The organism is Klebsiella sp. CD33, from assembly GCF_051992865.1.
GTDB lineage: Bacteria > Pseudomonadota > Gammaproteobacteria > Enterobacterales > Enterobacteriaceae > Klebsiella > Klebsiella pneumoniae.
Window position 1 is genome coordinate 1,085,620 of sequence record NZ_CP197023.1, and the last position, 19,106, is coordinate 1,104,725.

Consider the following 19,106-nt stretch of genomic DNA (forward strand, 5'->3'; position numbering starts at 1 on the left):
ATGTCTGAAGAAAAAATCGGTCAACACTACCTTGCGGCGCTGCACCAGGCCTTTCCCGGCGTGGTGCTGGACGAAGCCTGGCAGACTAAAGACCAGTTAACCATCACCGTGAAGGTCAACTACCTGCCGGAAGTGGTGGAGTTTCTCTACTACCAGCAGGGCGGCTGGCTGTCGGTGCTGTTCGGCAACGATGAACGTAAGCTCAACGGCCACTACGCGGTCTATTACGTGCTGTCGATGGAGCAGGGCACCAAATGCTGGATCACCGTGCGCGTGGAAGTGGACGCCAACAAACCGGAATACCCGTCGGTGACGCCGCGCGTCCCGGCGGCGGTATGGGGCGAGCGCGAAGTGCGTGATATGTACGGCCTGGTGCCGGTCGGCCTGCCGGACGAACGCCGGCTGGTGCTGCCGGACGACTGGCCGGACGAACTCTATCCGCTGCGCAAAGACAGCATGGATTATCGCCAGCGTCCGGCGCCGACCACCGACGCCGAAACCTACGAGTTTATTAACGAGCTCGGCAGCAAGAAAAACAACGTGGTGCCGATCGGCCCGCTGCACGTCACCTCTGATGAACCTGGCCACTTCCGCCTGTTCGTTGACGGCGAGAACATTATCGACGCCGACTACCGCCTGTTCTACGTCCATCGCGGGATGGAAAAGCTGGCGGAAACCCGCATGGGCTATAACGAAGTGACCTTCCTGTCGGACCGGGTGTGCGGCATCTGCGGCTTCGCCCACAGCACCGCTTACACCACCTCGGTGGAGAACGCGATGGGCATCGTGGTGCCGGAGCGGGCGCAGATGATCCGCGCCATTCTGCTGGAGGTGGAACGCCTGCACTCGCACCTGCTGAACCTCGGTCTGGCCTGCCACTTTACCGGCTTTGACTCCGGCTTTATGCAGTTCTTCCGCGTGCGCGAAACCTCGATGAAGATGGCAGAGATCCTTACCGGCGCGCGTAAAACCTACGGCCTGAACCTGATCGGCGGGATCCGCCGCGACCTGCTGAAAGAGGACATGATCCAGACCCGTCAGCTGGCGCAGCAGATGCGTCGCGACGTGCAGGAGCTGGTGGATATGCTGCTCAGCACGCCGAATATGGAACAGCGTACCGTCGGTATTGGCCGTCTGGACCCGGAAATCGCCCGCGACTTCAGCAACGTAGGCCCGATGGTGCGCGCCAGCGGCCACGCCCGCGACACCCGCGCCGACCACCCGTTTGTCGGTTACGGCCTGCTGCCGATGGAAGTTCACAGCGAACAGGGCTGCGACGTGATATCTCGCCTCAAGGTGCGGATCAACGAGGTTTACACCGCGCTGAATATGATTGATTTCGGTCTCGATAACCTGCCGGGCGGCCCGCTGATGGTGGAGGGGTTCACCTATATTCCGCACCGCTTCGCGCTGGGCTTCTCCGAGGCGCCGCGCGGCGACGATATCCACTGGAGCATGACCGGCGACAACCAGAAACTGTATCGCTGGCGCTGCCGGGCGGCGACTTACGCCAACTGGCCGACCCTGCGCTATATGCTGCGCGGCAACACCGTTTCCGATGCGCCGCTGATCATCGGCAGCCTCGACCCGTGCTACTCCTGTACTGACCGCATGACCGTGGTCGATGTACGCAAGAAGAAGAGCAAAGTGGTGCCATACAAAGAGCTGGAGCGCTACAGCATCGAGCGTAAAAACTCGCCGCTGAAATAAGGAATCGCCATGTTTACCTTTATTAAAAAAGTTATTAAGACCGGCACCGAGACGCACGCCTACCCGCTGGAGCCGATGCCGGTGGACAAAAACTTTCGCGGCAAGCCGGAGCATACGCCACAGCAGTGTATCGGCTGCGCGGCCTGCGTGAACGCCTGCCCGTCGAACGCCCTGACGGTCGAGATCGATCTGGCCACTAACCAGCTGGCGTGGCAGTTCAATCTCGGGCGCTGCATCTTCTGCGGTCGCTGTGAAGAGGTGTGCCCGACGGCGGCGATTAAGCTGTCGCCGGAGTATGAGCTGGCGGTGTGGAAGAAAGAGGATTTCCTCCAGCAGTCGCGCTTCGCTATCTGCCACTGCCGGGAGTGCCAGCGTCCGTTCGCGGTGCAGAAGGAGATCGACTACGCCATCGCGCTGCTCAAGCATAACGGCGATACCCGCGCCGAGCTGCACCGCGAAAGCTTCGAAACCTGCCCGGAATGCAAGCGCCAGAAATGCCTGGTGCCGTCCGATCGTATTGAACTGACCCGCCATATGAGGGAGGCCAGCTGATGAGTACTTTACTTGGCCCGCGCGATGAAAACGGCATTCCCGTGCCGATGACGGTGGATGAATCCATCGCCAGCATGAAGGCCTCGCTACTGAAGAAGATTAAACGTTCGGCCTACGTCTACCGCGTCGACTGTGGCGGCTGCAACGGCTGCGAAATCGAAATTTTCGCCACCCTTTCGCCGCTGTTCGACGCTGAACGCTTCGGGATTAAGGTGGTGCCTTCGCCGCGCCATGCCGATATTCTGTTGTTTACCGGGGCAGTGACTCGCGCGATGCGCTCCCCGGCGCTGCGCGCCTGGCAGTCGGCGCCGGATCCGAAGATCTGTATCTCCTACGGCGCCTGCGGCAACAGCGGCGGCATCTTCCACGACCTGTACTGCGTCTGGGGCGGTACCGATAAAATCGTACCGGTCGACGTCTATATTCCGGGCTGCCCGCCGACGCCAGCCGCCACGCTGTACGGCTTCGCCATGGCGCTTGGCCTGCTGGAGCAGAAAATTCATGCCCGTCTGCCGGGTGAGCTCGACGAACAGCCGACCGAGCTGCTGCATGCCGATATGGTGCAGCCTCTGCGGGTGCGCATCGATCGCGAAGCGCGGCGTCTGGCGGGCTATCGCTATGGACGGCAGATTGCCGATGACTATATGCGTCTGCTTGGCCAGGGCGACAGCCAGGTGCTGCGCTGGCTAGAGGCGGAGAAAGATCCGCGTCTGACCGAGATCGTCACCCATCTCAACCAGGTGGTCGAGGGGGCGCGTATCCGATGAGCGAGACGGTGGTGTTCAGTCAGCTGAGCCGTAAATTTATTGATGAGAACGACGCCACGCCGGATCAGGCGCAGCAGGTGGTCTATTACAGCCTGGCGATTGGCCACCACCTCGGCGTCATCGACTGTCTGGAGGCGGCGCTGAGCTGCCCGTGGGACGCGTATCTGGCATGGATCGCCACCCTTGAGGCCGGAAGCGCCGCGCGGCGCAAAATGGAGGGCGTGCCGAAGTATGGCGAAATCGTCATCGACAGCAGTCATGTGGCGATGCTGGCCAACGCCTTTGATAAAGCGCAGTCCGCGCAGACCCCGCAGCAGCAGGCGTGGAGCAAAACCCTGCTCAGCATGCTGCATGATATTCACCAGGAGAGCGCCATCTACCTGATGGTGAGGAGATTACGTGACTGACGTTTTACTCTGTGTCGGCAACAGCATGATGGGCGACGACGGCGCCGGCCCGCTGCTGGCGGAGATGTGCGCGGCGAACCCGGCCGGCCAGTGGGTGGTCATCGACGGCGGCAGCGCGCCGGAAAACGACATCGTGGCGATCCGCGAATTACGCCCCGAACGCCTGCTGATTGTCGATGCCACCGATATGGGCCTAAACCCCGGCGACATTCGCATCATCGATCCCGACGACATCGCCGAGATGTTTATGATGACCACCCATAACATGCCGCTCAACTATCTGGTCGATCAGCTGAAAGAAGACGTCGGCGAGGTGATTTTCCTCGGCATTCAGCCGGATATCGTCGGTTTTTATTATCCGATGACCCAGCCGGTGAAAGAGGCCGTTGCCCGGGTGTATCAGCAGCTGGCAGGCTGGCAGGGCAAGGGCGGCTTTACTCAGCTGGAGGCCGCGGACGACTAGCCCTGCGGCGAACCGGGCTCTCCGCCGGCGCACGACTGGCCGGAAGGGAGCCCCGTTCCCGGCGCTGCCAGCTCAAGATTCTCTATCACTAATTTACCGGGCGACACCGAGACTCTGACCTGCGTGCCGACCGGAAACCCCGCCTGCTCCAGCCAGTCGCCGTTTAAGCTTAATGCCGCGTGGCGGGTGTAGCGCCGCGTCTCCCGCGTTTTGCGGTCCTCATGGCGTTTTCTGACATATCCCACGGTTAACTGGCGAATGGCCCTGGCTATCCCTCTGGCTGCGGTAGGGTGCTGTGCGCTCATGATGTGCTCCTTGCTGAAGATACCCCTGTAAAAGTACTGGATAAAATACCAGTTATTGTAAACAGGTGGCAAACCAGAAACTGGAATCAGGCTCGAGAAAAAAGCATGTAATGGATGCAACAGATAGCCGACGTCCGTCCCCCGGTTATCGCGGGGAACGGGCGCGCGTGGGCGAGGGTGCTTAGTCGAGATCGGCGCCGTTACTGGCTATCACCTTCTGGTACCAGAAGAATGACTTTTTACGCTTACGCGCCAGGGTGCCGTTGCCGGCATCGTCGCGATCGACATAGACAAAGCCGTAGCGCTTGCTCATCTCGCCGGTGGACGCCGAGACCAGATCGATGCAGCCCCAGCTGGTGTAGCCCATCACCGGAATGCCGTCGCCGATAGCATCGCGCATCGCCCTGATGTGCTCGCGCAGGTAGCTGATGCGATAGTCGTCATTGATGTCCCCATTGGCATCGATCTCATCGCGGGCGCCAAGCCCGTTTTCCACCAGGAACAGCGGTTTCTGATAGCGGTCGTACATCATGTTCATGGTGATGCGCAGGCCCAGCGGGTCGATGCCCCAGCCCCATTCGCTGGCCGGAATGTGCGGGTTCTTCAGCGACTTGACGATGTTGGCGGCATTGGTGTTGCTGGCGTTCATCTCCGCCGAGGCGCAGCGCGACGCGTAGTAGCTAAAGGAGACGAAATCGACGGTGTTTTTGAGGATCTCGTCATCGCCCGGCTGTTTCGCAATGGTGACCCCCTTTTCCCGGAACACCCGCGCGGTCCACACCGGATAGGCGCCGCGGGCCTGGACATCGATAAAGAACAGGTTTTCGCGGTCCTTCTCCAGCGCCATCCATACATCTTCCGGCTTGCAGGAGTAAGGGTAGAAATTACCGCCGGCCAGCATACAGCCGACCTGATTTTGCGGGTTAATCTCATGGGCGATTTTCGTCGCCAGCGCGCTGGCCACCAGCTCGTGATGCGCGGCCTGATACTTCACCTGCTCCTGATTTTCTCCCTCCTCAAACACCAGACCGGCGCCGGAGTAGGGGCTGTGCAGCATGATGTTGATTTCATTGAAGGTGAGCCAGTATTTCACCAGGCCGTCAAAAGCTTCAAAGCAGGTGCGGGCGTAGTGGCTGAAAAAATCCACCATTTTGCGGTTGCGCCAGGAGCCGTACTCCATCACCAGATGCATCGGCACGTCAAAATGGCACAGGGTGACCAGCGGCTCGATACCGTGCTTTTTGCACTCCTCGAACAGTGAGCGATAGAAGGCGATGCCCTGCGGATTCGGCTGCTGTTCGTCGCCGCGTGGGAACAGGCGGCTCCAGGCGATGGAGGTGCGAAAGACGCTGAACCCCATCTCGGCCATCAGGGCGATATCTTCTTTATAGCGATGGTAAAAATCGATCGCCTGGTGGCTGGGGTAAAATTCGTCTTCACGCAGCGTAAAGCGCTTCTCCAGGCCTAATTTTACCGGCAGGCGATGCGCGCCGTGGGGAAGGGTATCCACGGTGGTCAGCCCCTTACCGCCTTCAAGATAAGCGCCTTCAGACTGGTTGGCGGCCAGTGCGCCGCCCCATAAAAATCCCTGTGGGAAACTCGCCATGCATTACCTCATTATCAATAGTGTATTCAGGCGTGGGATGCCTGGGCCCTGGCCTGGCGCGCTCTGGCGTCGGCAGCGGCCTGCTCAACGGGAATGTCCTCAAAGCCAAGGATCAGCGTCAGGGCAAAAGACAGCACCACCGACAGCGCCATCACGCCAAACACCCAGACGATGGTCATTGGATTGGCCGGATCGAAAAACTGCACGCTGGTAAACAGCCCCGGCGCCGCCATCGAATGGCTGGCCAGTCCGGCAATACCTGCCACCGCGCCGCAGATAAAGCCGCTGATTAAGCTGGCGATCAGCGGGCGCTTCAGGCGCACCGCCACGCCGTACAGCGCCGGTTCGGAAATCCCGGCCAGAATCGCCGATGCCGCGGCGGCCAGCGCCGTCTGGCGCAGATCCGGGTTTTTGGTTTTCCACGCTACCGCCAGCGAAGAGCCGCCGAGCGACAGGTTGGCGCCGATCTCCGATGGCATCACCATACCCTCTTTGCCGGTTTCGGCGATGGTCTGAATGATGGTCGGCGTAAAGACGCGGTGCATACCGGTCATCACCAACAGCGGCCACAGCCCGCCCATGATCGCCACCGACAGCCAGCCGAGATAGCTGTGGATCGTATACACCAGCGCGGAAATGGCGCTGCCGATCCAGATGCCCAGCGGGCCAATCAGCAGGATCGCCAGCGGGGCGGCGATCAGCACGATCAGCATCGGCTTCAGAAAGTTTTTCGTCACCGCCGGGGTAATGCGATCCACCCAGCGCTCGATATACGACAGGCACCAGGTCATCACCAGCGCCGGGATCACCGTATAGGTGTATTTCACCGCGGTAACCGGAATAAAGGCGAATTCAACGTGTTCTCCCTGGGCGGCTTTGGCCATCAATTCGATAAACCCAGGATGCACCAGCACCCCGGCGATGGCGATAGCCAGCGACATATTAGTTTTGAATTTCACCGCCGCGGAGGCGGCCACCATCAGCGGCAGGAAGAAAAATGCGCCGTCGCCGATAAGCGCCAGCAGGGTCAGCGTCGGCGAGCCTTTCGGCAACGCGCCGCTCATCTCGAGGATCATCGCCAGCAGCTTGACCATCGATCCGCCGATAATCGCCGGGATCAGCGGTGACATGGTGCCGATCAGCGCGTCGAGGATCCCGGCGCCGATGCGTTTCAGGGTCAGCGGCGCTTTGCCCTGCGGCTCAGCCGGGCGCAGGTCGCCAGGCAGCAGATTCACCACCTCGCGGTAGGCCTGGGAGACAGTGTTGCCGATGATCACCTGGCACTGGTTATCGCTGCGCACGACGCCGAGCACCCCGGCCAGGCCTTTCAGGGTAGAGCTATCGACCTGTTCGTCGTCTTTAACCACGAAGCGCAGACGGGTCATGCAGTGGGTAACGGCGGCGACGTTGTCGACCCCGCCGATTGCCGCGACTATCTGTTGCGCCAGGGCTGCATAATTTTTCGACATCGGATTTTATCCTGTTTATCAATAGGGTACTAATCTGCCACCGCCCCGCATCGCCGGGCGATACCATGTTTTTATAGGAAACCGGTTCCACAAAATCATGGTGAGTTTCATTTAATTGCACAAGAAATAAAAAAACATGATCTCAATTTTGTGATTTTGATCGCTAAGCGTCGCCGTGAGCCGGATCGCGGTGGTGAACAGGGGAGTGCTGTAAAAGCGGGAAACGTGCAGTACACTGCCTGCAACTTTTGCAACAGGAAGAATCACATGGCAACGATGCTGGAGGTCGCAAAGCGCGCGGGGGTATCGAAGGCGACCGTTTCGCGGGTGCTGTCGGGCAACGGCTATGTCAGCCAGGAGACCAAAGACCGGGTGTTTAAGGCGGTGGCGGAGAGCGGCTACCGGCCAAATCTGCTGGCGCGCAACCTGGCGACCAAAACCACGCAAACCCTCGGCCTGGTGGTGACCAATACCCTGTACCACGGCGTCTATTTTAGCGAACTGCTGTATCACGTGGCGCGGATGACGGAGGATAAAGGGCGGCAGCTGATCCTGGCCGACGGCAAGCACAGCGCGCAAGAGGAGCGGGAGGCGATCCAGTACCTGCTGGATCTGCGCTGCGATGCGATCATCATCTACCCGCGCTTTCTCACCGTTGATGAGATGGACGAGATCGTTGAGAACCACTCGCAGCCGATCATGGTGCTTAATCGCCGCCTGCGCCGCCACGCCAGCCACTGCGTCTGGTCCGATCAAAAAGCCTCGGCGATGCGGGTAGTGGAGCGGCTGATTGCGCTTGGCCATCGCGATATCGCCTTTATTACCGGCTCCCTTGACTCGCCCACCGGCGTCGAACGCCTCGCCGGCTACAAAGACGCGCTGGCTGGCCACGGCATCGCCCTGAACGAGGCGCTTATCGCCGAAGGGCGCTGGACGCCGGAAACCGGGGCGGCGGGGGTGGAGAGCCTGCGTCAGCGCGGGGTTACCTACAGCGCGCTGGTGGCGAGCAATGACGATATGGCCATCGGGGCGATGAAGCAGCTTCACCAGCTGGGCGTTAAGGTGCCAGAACAGGTCTCGGTGGTGGGGTTTGACGATATTGCTCTTGCGCCGTATATGGTGCCGTCGCTCGCCAGCGTCCGGGTGCCGGTGACGGAGATGATTAAAGAGAGCATCAATCGGCTGATCTTTATGCTGGATGGCGGGGAATTCAACTTTCAGCAAAGCTTTCCCGGAGCGCTGATTGAACGCGAGTCGCTGGTGGCGGGCCCCTGTGCCTGACGTCGTCAGCTGTCATCGTCACTACTGACGATGACAGCAAACCGCAGCTATAATAGTCTTTATAATCAATATATTAAAAAATTGGAACGTATTATGCATACTCCGGCGCGTAACCTTCTTACTGCTGGAGAAATGGATGAACCGTTTCATTATCGCCGATGCGAGCAAATGTATCGGCTGTCGCACTTGCGAAGTGGCCTGCGTGGTATCCCATCAGGAACATCAGGACTGCGCCTCCCTGACGCCTCACACCTTTCAGCCGCGTATTCACGTGATCAAAGGGGTCAATGTTTCCACGGCGACCGCCTGCCGTCAGTGTGAAGACGCCCCCTGCGCCAATGTCTGCCCGAACGGCGCCATCAGCCGCGATAAAGGCTTTGTCCATGTGATGCAGGAGCGTTGCATCGGCTGCAAAACCTGCGTCGTCGCCTGCCCGTACGGGGCGATGGAGGTGGTGGTGCGCCCGGTGATCCGCCATAGCGGCGCCGGACTGAACGTCGTGGCGGAAAAAGCCGAAGCCAACAAGTGCGATCTCTGCTTCCACCGCGAGAGCGGCCCGGCCTGCATGGAAGTGTGCCCGACGCATGCCCTGGTGTGCGTTGACCGCAACAAACTTGAGCAGATGAATATCGAGAAACGTCGCCGTACGGCGCTGGCCTGGTAAGTCAAGGCATGAACGGGGTGCAAATCCGCATTCGCGGTAAAGTGCAGGGGGTCGGTTTCCGCCCCTTTGTCTGGCAGCTGGCCCGGGCGCAGGCCCGCTGCGGCGATGTCTGTAACGACGGCGACGGCGTACTGGTGCGGCTGGTCGGGGGCGACGACGGTTTTACTGCCACCCTGGCTGACCACTGCCCGCCGCTGGCGCGGATCGACAGTACCGACTGCACCCCCTATCGCTGGGCGGCTCTGCCGCAGGATTTCACCATTCGCGAGAGCGGGACGGGACGGATGCGCACTCAGATCGTGCCCGATGCCGCGACCTGCCCGGCGTGCCTCGCGGAGATGAACGATCCCCGGGCGCGCCGCTACCGCTATCCTTTTATCAACTGCACCCACTGCGGGCCGCGGCTGACCATTATTCGCGCCATGCCCTACGACCGGCCCTTCACCGCAATGGCGCCGTTCCCGCTCTGTTCCCCTTGTGAGGCGGAATTCCGCGATCCTGCCGATCGCCGTTTTCACGCCCAGCCGGTGGCCTGTCCCGACTGCGGGCCGCGACTGGAATGGCGGGCAGAGGGGGAAACGCTGGACGGCGAGGCGGCGCTGCAGGCGGCTATCGCCCGGCTGGCGGCGGGCGACATCGTGGCGATAAAAGGCATCGGCGGCTTTCATCTGGCCTGCGACGCCGGTAATTCCGCAGCCGTTGCCACGCTGCGGGCGCGAAAACACCGTCCGGCGAAACCGCTGGCGGTGATGTTGCCGTCAGCGGCGGGCTTACCCGCCGACGCCGCGGCGCTGATGGGCTCCTCTGCGGCCCCCATCGTGCTGATTGCCAAAGCGCAGGTCTCCGGCCTGTGCGACGAGATTGCGCCAGGGCTTGCGGAAGTTGGGGTGATGCTGCCGTCTAATCCGCTGCAGCATTTGCTTCTGCAGGGCCTGGCGCGCCCCATCGTAATGACCTCCGGCAACCTTAGCGGCCGTCCGCCGGCGTTAAGTAATGCTCAGGCGCTCAATGAGTTAGCCGACATTGCCGACGGCTTTCTCTTGCATAATCGCGACATCGTACAGCGGATGGATGATTCACTGGTGCGCTCAAGCGGTGAAATGCTGCGCCGCGCCCGGGGCTACGTCCCGGACGCGCTGCCGCTGCCGCCGGGGCTAGGAGACATCCCGCCGCTGCTGGCTCTCGGCGCGGATATGAAAAATACCTTCTGCCTGGCGCGCGGCAGCGAAGCGGTGCTGAGCCAGCACTTTGGCGATCTTGGCGAGGAAGGTGTTGAACAGCAGTGGCGCAGCGCCCTGCAGCTGATGCAGAGCATTTACGCGTTTGTGCCGCAGCGGGTGGTGGTTGATGCCCATCCCGGCTATCGCTCAACGCAGTGGGCGGCCTCCCTGCCCCTGCCGCTGGAGACAGTGCTGCATCACCATGCCCACGCCGCGGCGTGCCTGGCGGAGCACCGCTGGCCGCTTGACGGCGGGGACGTTATCGCCCTGACACTCGACGGTATTGGTATGGGGGAGAACGGCGCGCTGTGGGGCGGGGAGTGCCTGCGGGTCAACTATCGCGAATGCGAACATCTTGGCGGGCTGCCGGCCGTCGCGCTGCCAGGGGGGGACCTGGCGGCACGCCAGCCGTGGCGAAATTTGCTGGCCCACTGTTTGGCCTTTGTCCCTGACTGGCAGGATTATCCGCAGGCCGCCACCCTGCGCCAGCGCAACTGGCCGCTGCTGGCGCAGGCCATCGAGCGCGGGATTAACGCGCCGCGCGCCTCATCCTGCGGACGGCTGTTTGATGCCGTTGCCTGCGCCCTGGATTGCGCGCCGGAGAGTCTGAGCTATGAAGGCGAAGCGGCCTGTCGGCTGGAGGCGCTGGCCGCCAGCTGCCCCGGCGTCAGCCACCCGGTTACGCTGCCGTGGCGCGACGACGCGCTGGATTTAGCGACCTTCTGGCGGCAATGGCTGAGCTGGCAGGCGACTCCGGCGCAGAAAGCCTGGGCATTCCACGACGCCCTGGCCTGTGGACTGGCGGCGATGGCCCGCGACTGCGCCACCGTCCGCGGCATCGACACGATGGTCTGCAGCGGCGGGGTGCTGCATAACCGCCTGCTGGCGGCGCGATTGACCTTTTATCTGGCGGATTTTACTCTGCTGTTTGCACAGCAGTTGCCGGCCGGCGACGGCGCAATCGCCTATGGTCAGGCGGTGATCGCCGCCGCCCGCGGGCAGGCTCAAGGAATACAACCATGATAATGACAGTTTTACGCCAGCAGCCGCGCGCCGCGGGTCTGGTGCTGGGGTTGATCGCGGCGAATTTACTGGCCTGGTGCTGGGCGCTGCAGGCCTTTGGCGACAGCGGCGCGCTGATGGCCGCCAGCCTGCTGGCCTGGGGCTACGGCCTGCGCCACGCGGTGGACGCCGACCATATTGCGGCGATTGATAACGTGACCCGCAAGATGATGCAGCAGGGGCGGCGGCCTTTCGCCGTCGGGGCGTGGTTTTCGCTGGGCCACTCATCGATTGTGGTGCTGGCCTCGGCGGCGATTGCCGCGACCGCCACCGCCTTCAGCACGCAGATGAGCTGGCTGCATGATACCGGTAGCGTTATCGGCACCGCCGTGTCGGCCCTGTTTTTACTGGCGATGGCCTTTATCAACCTGGTGATTTTACGCAGCGTGTGGCGCAGCTTTCGGGCATGGAAGCGCGGAGAGCCGGTGAGCGACGAAATCGTCAGCGGCGGCGGGGTGATGAGCTGGCTGTTTGGCAAGACCTTCCGTCTGATAAGCCGCAGCTGGCAGATGTACCTGGTCGGTTTCCTGTTTGGCCTCGGTTTTGATACCGCCACCGAAATCGGCGTACTGGGTATCTCCGCCGCCGGTGCGTCGAGCGGGATTTCCGTCTGGTCGATTATGGTCTTCCCGGCGCTGTTCGCCAGTGGTATGGCGCTGGTGGATACCCTCGATAACGTGCTGATGGTCGGCGCCTACGGCTGGGCGTTCAGCAAACCGCAGCGCAAGCTCTATTACAACATGACCATCACCGGCACCTCGGTGGTGGTGGCGCTGTTTATCGGCGGCCTGGAAGCGCTGGGCCTGCTGATGGATAAGTTTGCGCTCAGCGGCGGAATATGGCGCTGGGTAGGGGCGTTAAACGACAACCTCGGCGACGCCGGATTTGTGGTGGTCGGGTTGTTTGTCGCCTGTTGGGCGCTATCGGTGCTTAACTATCGCTGGCGCGGCTACGACAATCTGGCGCGCTAGGCTGGATATGTTCCCGGCTTGCGCTGCGCTTAGCCGGGCTACCAGGACAATACCGTAGCCCGGCTAAGGCGTTTACGCCGCAACCGGGAAAACCATCAACTTACCAGTTGTTTGAGCAGCGCAAAGGCTTCCTTCATTTTGTCTTCGCTGACCACAAAGGCGCGCAGCTGGTTTTCGGCATCCACGCCTTTCGCCACCAGCCCCTCTTTGGCGGCCACGATATTCCACGTCAGATCGTCGCGGCGGGTGTCGCCGGCCAGATGCAGCGGCAGATCCGGGGTTTTCACCTTCACCAGCATTGGCGGCAGCTTGAGTTCTCCCGCCTGCGCCAGCAGATTTTTACTCAGGCACATGGCACTGAGTAAAATCGGCTGCAGGAACGGCAGTACCACGCCGTTGATTTCCGCACAGTCGCCGAGCGCATAAATCGCCGGGTCGCTGGTTTGCAGCTGGCTATTGACCACAATACCGCGGTTAATCTGCAGTCCGGCGTGGCGCGCCAGCGACGTTTCCGGGCGCAGGCCGGCGGCGGCCACCACCGCATCGACGGTTATCGCGCGCTGGCGATCGAGACTGACGCGAATGCCGTCGGCGGTTTGCTCCAGCCCCTCCAGCTGCGTTTTCAGCATCAGATGTACGCCCATCTCGGTGAGCCGATGCTGCAGGCGGCTGCTGGCCTCCGGCGGCATCAGCGCCGCCAGCACGCTGGCGGAGTTATCGACTACCGTTACCGCTTTACCGGCGCGGCAGAAATCCATCGCCAGTTCGCAGCCAATCAGGCCGCCGCCGACGATCAGCACGCGCTTCGCGTCGTGCAGCCGGCTCTGCGCCGCGCCATATTCGCGCTGGCTATTGAGCGTTAGCATCAGCTCGCGCCCCGGCACCGACGGGATAAACGGCGTCGCGCCGGTGGCCAGCACCAGTTTGTCGTAGCGCCACTGGTTATCGTGGCTCTTCACTAACCGGTTTTCGGCGTCGATATCGCTTACCCAGGTATGGGGAAACAGACGCAGAGTGTACTGCTCGGCGAACTCGCCGGCACTTTGCAGGGTCAGATCGTCGGCCTTCTGTCCGCGGCTGATGACATGGCTGAGGTCCGGTTTGTTGTATTCATCCATGCTATCGGCGGCGATGAGGGTCAGCGGGATTTGCGCATCCTGCTTACGAATATTTTTCACCAGCTGGCGGGCCGCGAAGCCCGAGCCGATGATGACGATGCCATCACTCATTTTGCCTCCGTCGCCAGTACGTCAAAGACATCTTTGCCAAGAGAACACTCAGGGCAGAGGAAATTGTCCGGCACTTCGCTCCACGGCGTACCCGGCTGTACATCCTGATTAGGTTCGCCTTTCGCCGGGTCATAGACCCACTGGCACACGCTGCACTGCATCATGGGACCGAGTTCGGCGGCCGCGGCGGCGGCACAGGCGCAGTCCTGTGGTTCCGGTGTTGTCGCTGCTTCAGCAACCGGCAGCGGCGAGAGGGCCCATTGGCGAGCGATGTCGCGACCGTGTTGGCGGCACAGCTCCAGCGCGTCGATATCCGGGCGCCATTTGGCTTTCAGGCTCAGCGACATCTCAAAGCCGGCATCCTGCAGGCGGGTGGACAGGCGGTCTACCGCGCCGCCGCTCCAGCCGTGCGAGCCAAAGGCGCTGGCGCGTTTATTGCGAAAACGCAGCCCGGTCATCTCTTCCACCAGCCCGGCGATTTTCGGCATCATCACGTTGTTCATGGTGGACGTGCCGACAAGTACGCCTTTCGAGCGGAAAACATTGGTGAGGATGTCGTTTTTGTCGCTGCGGGCGACGTTAAAGATTTTCACCGCTACCCGTGGGTCAACCTCGGTGATCCCTTGGGCAATGGCGTCCGCCATCATGCGGGTATTATTGGACATGGTGTCGTAGAAGATGGTGATGCGATCTTCCTGATAATCCGCCGCCCACTCGAGGTATTTCTCGACGATTTGCGTCGGGTTATCGCGCCAGACCACGCCGTGGGAGGTGGCAATCATCTCCACCGGCAGGTTGAAACCGAGGATTTCAGTAATTTTCGGCGTCACCAGGCGGCTGAAGGGCGTCAGGATGTTGGCGTAGTAACGCTGGCACTGTTCGTACAGTTCAGTCTGGTCCACTTCATCGTTGAACAGGTGTTCGTCGCAATAGTGCTGGCCGAAGGCGTCGTTGCTGAACAGCACCGCGTCGCCGGTCAGGTAGGTCATCATGCTGTCCGGCCAGTGCAGCATCGGCGTTTCCACGAAGATCAGCTGTTTACCGTTACCGATGTCGAGAGTATCGCCGGTTTTCACCACGTGGAAGTTCCACTCCGGATGATGATGGTGGCCGTTGATCGAGTCGATGGCGTTGGCCGTGCAGTAGATCGGCGTATCGGGGATCTGCATCATCAGTTCGGTCAGCACGCCGGCATGGTCCTCTTCGGCGTGGTTAATGACGATATAGTCGAGGTCGGCGAGGTCGATTTCGCGGCGCAGGTTCTGTACGAACTCGCGGCTGAATTTATGATCGACGGTATCGATCAGCACGTTTTTCTCTTCGCGGATGAGATAGCTGTTGTAGCTGCTGCCGCGCAGCGTTTTATATTCGGTGCCGTGGAAATCACGCACTTCCCAGTCACGTTGGCCAACCCAAAGAATGTTATTTTTCACCACAATAGACATAGCAACCTCAATCAATACAGTGTGTTTAAACTCAGTTGACTGGCTTATATCAAGTTGCGTGCCAACTTTTTAATTCATTGATAATTATCTGTTTTTAATTTTTTCTGATTTTGGTTGTTGTCAAAATGACAATGGTTAAAATAGTCGATATGACAATGCGTATTGTCAAAATGACAATGGAGCGGCAATGAGTTTTTCCGTCGACGAGCTGGCGAGAATCGCCATAGATTTACAAAGCGATATTGGTCACACCGACCGCTTTTCGCGCCTGATTACTACCCTGCGGCAAATTCTTGGCTGCGATGCCTCAGCGCTGCTGCGCTATGAGGCGCATCAGTTTGTGCCGCTGGCGATCGATGGCCTGGCGCAGGATGTGCTCGGTCGGCGCTTTGCCCTGGAAGGACACCCGCGGCTGGAGGCGATTGCGCGCGCCGGGGATGTGGTGCGCTTCCCGGCGGATAGCGACCTGCCCGACCCCTATGACGGGCTGATCCCCGGTCATGAGAGCCTCAAAGTCCATGCCTGCGTGGGACTGCCGCTGTTTGCCGGGCAGACGCTGATTGGCGCGCTGACCCTGGACGGCATGGATGCCGATCGTTTCGATAGCTTCAGCGATGAAGAGCTGCGGCTGATTGCCGCGCTGGTGGCCGGGGCGCTGAATAATGCGCTGCTTATCGCCCGCCTTGAAGCGCAAAACGTCCTGCCGGCGCAGGCGGTGAATTACCCGCAGCCTGAGCGTCAGGAGATTATCGGCCTGTCGGCGCCCATGCTGCAGCTGAAAAAAGAGATCGATATCGTCGCCGCCTCGGATTTAAACGTGCTGATAAGCGGCGAAACCGGCACCGGTAAAGAGCTGGTGGCGAAGGCGGTGCACCAGGGATCGCCGCGAGCCGCCAATCCGCTGGTCTATCTCAACTGCGCGGCGCTGCCGGAAAGCGTGGCGGAGAGCGAGCTGTTCGGCCATGTTAAAGGGGCATTTACCGGGGCTATCAGCAACCGCAGCGGTAAATTTGAGATGGCTGATAACGGCACCCTGTTCCTTGATGAAATCGGCGAACTGTCGCTGGCGTTGCAGGCGAAGCTGCTGCGCGTGTTGCAGTATGGCGATATTCAGCGCGTCGGCGATGACCGCAGCCTGCGGGTCGATGTGCGGGTGCTGGCGGCGACGAACCGCGATCTGCGCCAGGAGGTGGTGGAAGGGCGCTTTCGCGCCGATCTGTACCATCGGCTGAGCGTCTTCCCGCTGTCGGTTCCGGCGCTACGCGAACGGGAGAACGATGTGGTGCTGCTGGCGGGCTATTTCTGTGAGCAGTGCCGCCTGCGGATGGGGCTGGCGCGGGTCATTTTGGCTGAGGCGGCGCGAAACAGGCTGCAGCAGTGGTCCTGGCCGGGCAACGTGCGCGAACTGGAGCATGCTATTCACCGGGCGGTGGTGCTGGCGCGGGCCACCCAGGCCGGTGATGAAGTGGTCCTGGAGCCGCAGCATTTCCAGTTTGCGGTGACGGCGCCGATGTTGCCGACTGAGACGGCGGCAGCGGCGCCGGCGACGGAAAACGTCAATTTGCGCGAGGCGACTGACTCTTTTCAGCGAGAAGCGATTAGCCGCGCCCTGGAGGCGAACCAGCGCAACTGGGCGGCGACCGCCCGAGCGCTGGAACTGGACGTCGCCAACCTGCATCGGCTGGCGAAACGTCTGGGGCTTAAAGGATCCCCGCCTGGTAAAAGTTCTGCAGGTTAATGGCGCCGACCAGTTGGCCGTTCTCATCCACTACCGGCGCGGCGCTGATTTTGTGTTTCATCAGCCGCTCTTTGGCTTCCACCGCGCGGCTATCCGCCTGCAGCGTTACGCCGTTGCGGGTCATCGCCCGAGTGACGCCATCGTTGAGCGTACCGCCAGCAACCAGCCAGCGGCGCAGGTCGCCGTCGGTGAAAACGCCCTGCACGCGGTTGGCTTCATCGCAGACCGCCACCAGGCCGAGTCCGGTTCGGCTTAGTTCGAGCATAGCGTCCATGACATTGGCCTCGGTATTGACCCGCGGCACTTCTTCATCACGACGCATCAGGTGATGCACTTTGTTCAGCAGCCGCGCGCCGAGGGCGCCCGCCGGGTGGGAACGGGCGAAATCCTCTTCATTGAAACCGCGCGCCTGCATCACCGCCATCGCCAACGCGTCGCCCAGCATCAGCGTGTTGACGGTGCTGGAGGTTGGCGCCAGATGCATCGGGCAGGCCTCGCGCTCCACGGCGATATCCAGCACCGCTTTCGCCGCCAGCGCCAGCGGCGAGGTGGATTTGCCGGTCATCGCCAGCAGCGGAATGCCTTTTTCTTCCAGCCGCGGCACGATGAGATCCAGCTCTTTCGCGCTACCGGAGTAGGAGATAAACAGCATCACGTCGCGGCTATCGAGCATGCCGAGATCGCCGTGCAGGGCTTCCGCCGGATGGACGAAAAAGGCCGGGGTGCCGGTGCTGGCGAAGGTTGCCGCCAGCTTTTTACCGATGTGGCCGGATTTACCGATACCGGAGACAATCAGTTTGCCCTCGCAGTGGATAATGGTTTCCGCCGCGCGGATGAAGTCGTCGCCCAGGCGCTCCGGCAGGCGGCTCGCCTCCTGCAGCTCAAGCATCAGGGTCTGGCGTCCGGCCTCTAACAAAAAGTTACTCATGATGTTCTCCAGTAATAATGACTGCTATGCCTTTGGCTTCCAGCGCTCGCTGGAATTCCGGGTCAATATCGGCATCGGTAATCAATTTATCCACGCGTTCAAGGCCGCAGACAATATTGGGGCTTTTACGACCAAACTTGGATGAGTCGGCCATCAGGATCACTTCGCGGGCGGCGTTGCACATCGCTTTGCTGACGGTATAGACCTCATTAAAGGTAGTGACTCCGGCGTTCAGATCGATACCGTCGGTGCCCATAAACAGCTTGTCGAAGCTGAACTGTTCGAAGGCGTTTTCCGCCAGCTGGCCGTGAAAAGAGGCCGATTTTTTACGGAAGGTGCCGCCCGGCATCAGGATGGTCTGCTCGTTATCGAACTCTGATAGCGCGTTGACGATATGCAGGCTGTTGGTCATCACCGTGATGTTATTGAAGTGACTCAGCAATGGCACCATCTGCAGCACGGTGCTGCCGGCGTCGAGGATAATTGAATCGCCATCGTGGATGTATCGCACGGCGGCCTCGGCAATCTGGGCTTTTTTATGGGTGTTGATCAGCGTTTTATGGTCAATCGGCGGATCGGCTTCATCCTTGTTGAGTACCACGCCACCGTAGGTGCGAATGACGGTGCCGGCGTTTTCCAGCGTGACCAGATCCTTGCGGATGGTGGTGCCAGTGGTATCGAAGTGTTGCGCCAGCTCTTCGACCGAGCATTTTCCCTGCGACTGCAGGAACTCGAGAATGGCTGCCTGGCGCTGACGTGGTTTCATAGGCGTCTATCCTGCGTTTAAGTTTCGAAGTGATAATTTCGCAAGATATTTACTTTTACAACGAAATTATCCATGTTTCGGATTAAGCGCTAATGATAGTGCATTCTGACAGCGCGGATCATGGGGAAAGATCACATCAGGCTGCAATTCCGCAATATGTTTGCCTGCCAGAGCCGGGATCTTTTGCGGACTGGCGAAAATGGTGAAGCCTTTCATCAGCAGCGTGTCGCTAATGCGGTCGTTATCATCGACGGCGATGGCGACGATGGCGCGCGGTTGAAAGCGCCCGGCGGAGCGGCCGACGCCCACCCGCCCCTGCTGGCACAGGCTATCAAAGGCGCGATTGAAGCGGCGGATCTGCCAGCCGCCAAAGGCCAGCTGGGTAAGCCAGGCGATGGCGGCGACGATGATTAATGCAGTAACCATAGGTCTCTCCTTAAGGGGGGCGGGAACAGCCCAGGTCACGGCGCGAGCGCCTAACCCGAGCGACCCGCGGTGCCGTTTTTTTGTCGGGTGGCGGCTA

General features: G+C 60.7%; 18 protein-coding genes. 10 read left to right on the plus strand and 8 right to left on the minus strand.

From position 1 onward, the window contains the following. From hycE to hycI, 5 genes are read left to right on the plus strand one after another with little or no spacing between them, the layout of a single operon-like run. Nucleotides 1–1,710 (plus strand): formate hydrogenlyase subunit HycE, encoded by a 1,710-nt coding sequence (hycE, locus tag ACR809_RS05400; protein ID WP_004151044.1) that lies wholly within the window; start codon nt 1–3, stop codon nt 1,708–1,710. Nucleotides 1,711–1,719: 9 nt separating this feature from the next. Continuing rightward, a complete protein-coding gene (locus ACR809_RS05405; RefSeq protein WP_004181037.1) occupies nt 1,720–2,262 on the plus strand; it encodes a formate hydrogenlyase complex iron-sulfur subunit in 543 nt (180 codons plus the stop codon). Further along, on the plus strand, nt 2,262–3,029 hold the full coding sequence (locus tag ACR809_RS05410; protein WP_002914891.1) for an NADH-quinone oxidoreductase subunit B family protein: 768 nt from the start codon (nt 2,262–2,264) through the stop codon (nt 3,027–3,029). The genes ACR809_RS05405 and ACR809_RS05410 overlap by 1 nt, the downstream gene beginning before the upstream one ends. Continuing rightward, nucleotides 3,026–3,436, plus strand: coding sequence for a formate hydrogenlyase maturation HycH family protein (locus ACR809_RS05415; protein WP_002914887.1), 411 nt, complete (start codon nt 3,026–3,028; stop codon nt 3,434–3,436). Before ACR809_RS05410 ends, ACR809_RS05415 begins: the two co-directional genes overlap by 4 nt. After that, on the plus strand, nt 3,429–3,899 hold the full coding sequence (hycI, locus tag ACR809_RS05420) for a hydrogenase maturation peptidase HycI (protein WP_004174683.1): 471 nt from the start codon (nt 3,429–3,431) through the stop codon (nt 3,897–3,899). The genes ACR809_RS05415 and hycI overlap by 8 nt, the downstream gene beginning before the upstream one ends. Here the strand turns inward: hycI and ACR809_RS05425 are convergent. The 3 genes from ACR809_RS05425 to ascF form a co-directional block, all read right to left on the minus strand. Then, on the minus strand, nt 3,896–4,204 hold the full coding sequence (locus ACR809_RS05425; RefSeq protein WP_002914883.1) for a SymE family type I addiction module toxin: 309 nt from the start codon (nt 4,202–4,204) through the stop codon (nt 3,896–3,898). The two genes, hycI and ACR809_RS05425, sit on opposite strands and share 4 nt — an antisense overlap. A 181-nt stretch (nt 4,205–4,385) precedes the next feature. Further along, on the minus strand, nt 4,386–5,810 hold the full coding sequence (locus ACR809_RS05430; RefSeq protein ID WP_122051093.1) for a 6-phospho-beta-glucosidase: 1,425 nt from the start codon (nt 5,808–5,810) through the stop codon (nt 4,386–4,388). 26 nt (nt 5,811–5,836) lie between these two features. Continuing rightward, nucleotides 5,837–7,279: a PTS cellobiose/arbutin/salicin transporter subunit IIBC gene (ascF, locus tag ACR809_RS05435; protein WP_108452581.1), complete on the minus strand. Its 1,443-nt coding sequence runs from the start codon at nt 7,277–7,279 to the stop codon at nt 5,837–5,839. 267 nt (nt 7,280–7,546) lie between these two features. On the opposite strand from ascF, the gene ACR809_RS05440 reads away from it, so the two are divergent. The 4 genes from ACR809_RS05440 (at nt 7,547) to ACR809_RS05455 (ending at nt 12,477) form a co-directional block, all read left to right on the plus strand. Then, on the plus strand, nt 7,547–8,560 hold the full coding sequence (locus tag ACR809_RS05440) for a LacI family DNA-binding transcriptional regulator (RefSeq protein ID WP_004174685.1): 1,014 nt from the start codon (nt 7,547–7,549) through the stop codon (nt 8,558–8,560). A 136-nt stretch (nt 8,561–8,696) separates the two neighbouring features. Further along, complete coding sequence (hydN, locus tag ACR809_RS05445; protein WP_002914875.1) at nt 8,697–9,224, plus strand: electron transport protein HydN; 528 nt, start codon at nt 8,697–8,699, stop codon at nt 9,222–9,224. 8 nt (nt 9,225–9,232) lie between these two features. Continuing rightward, nucleotides 9,233–11,467 (plus strand): carbamoyltransferase HypF, encoded by a 2,235-nt coding sequence (gene hypF / locus ACR809_RS05450; RefSeq protein WP_102098271.1) that lies wholly within the window; start codon nt 9,233–9,235, stop codon nt 11,465–11,467. Beyond that, nucleotides 11,464–12,477 carry a HoxN/HupN/NixA family nickel/cobalt transporter gene (locus ACR809_RS05455; RefSeq protein ID WP_004174687.1) on the plus strand — a complete coding sequence of 338 codons (1,014 nt, stop codon included), beginning with the start codon at nt 11,464–11,466 and terminating at the stop codon, nt 12,475–12,477. Before hypF ends, ACR809_RS05455 begins: the two co-directional genes overlap by 4 nt. Nucleotides 12,478–12,572: 95 nt before the next feature. Here the strand turns inward: ACR809_RS05455 and norW are convergent, their stop codons facing one another. Beyond that, on the minus strand, nt 12,573–13,706 hold the full coding sequence (norW, locus tag ACR809_RS05460) for an NADH:flavorubredoxin reductase NorW (RefSeq protein ID WP_002914823.1): 1,134 nt from the start codon (nt 13,704–13,706) through the stop codon (nt 12,573–12,575). After that, the gene (gene norV / locus ACR809_RS05465; protein WP_122051094.1) at nt 13,703–15,151 is read right to left on the minus strand and encodes an anaerobic nitric oxide reductase flavorubredoxin; all 1,449 of its coding nucleotides are present in this window, start codon (nt 15,149–15,151) and stop codon (nt 13,703–13,705) included. Before norV ends, norW begins: the two co-directional genes overlap by 4 nt. A 187-nt stretch (nt 15,152–15,338) precedes the next feature. On the opposite strand from norV, the gene norR reads away from it, so the two are divergent. Continuing rightward, nucleotides 15,339–16,889, plus strand: a complete 1,551-nt coding sequence (norR, locus tag ACR809_RS05470) for a nitric oxide reductase transcriptional regulator NorR (RefSeq protein ID WP_102098467.1) — start codon at nt 15,339–15,341, stop codon at nt 16,887–16,889. On the opposite strand, the gene gutQ is transcribed toward norR, so the two are convergent. From gutQ to gutM, 3 genes are all read right to left on the minus strand, one after another. After that, nucleotides 16,852–17,817 carry an arabinose-5-phosphate isomerase GutQ gene (gene gutQ / locus ACR809_RS05475; protein ID WP_004174691.1) on the minus strand — a complete coding sequence of 322 codons (966 nt, stop codon included), beginning with the start codon at nt 17,815–17,817 and terminating at the stop codon, nt 16,852–16,854. The two genes, norR and gutQ, sit on opposite strands and share 38 nt — an antisense overlap. Next, nucleotides 17,810–18,583 carry a glucitol operon DNA-binding transcriptional repressor SrlR gene (gene srlR, locus ACR809_RS05480; protein WP_004181024.1) on the minus strand — a complete coding sequence of 258 codons (774 nt, stop codon included), beginning with the start codon at nt 18,581–18,583 and terminating at the stop codon, nt 17,810–17,812. Before srlR ends, gutQ begins: the two co-directional genes overlap by 8 nt. Before the next feature lie 66 nt (nt 18,584–18,649). Beyond that, nucleotides 18,650–19,009 (minus strand): transcriptional regulator GutM, encoded by a 360-nt coding sequence (gene gutM / locus ACR809_RS05485; RefSeq protein ID WP_004145754.1) that lies wholly within the window; start codon nt 19,007–19,009, stop codon nt 18,650–18,652. Nucleotides 19,010–19,106: the final 97 nt, after the last annotated feature.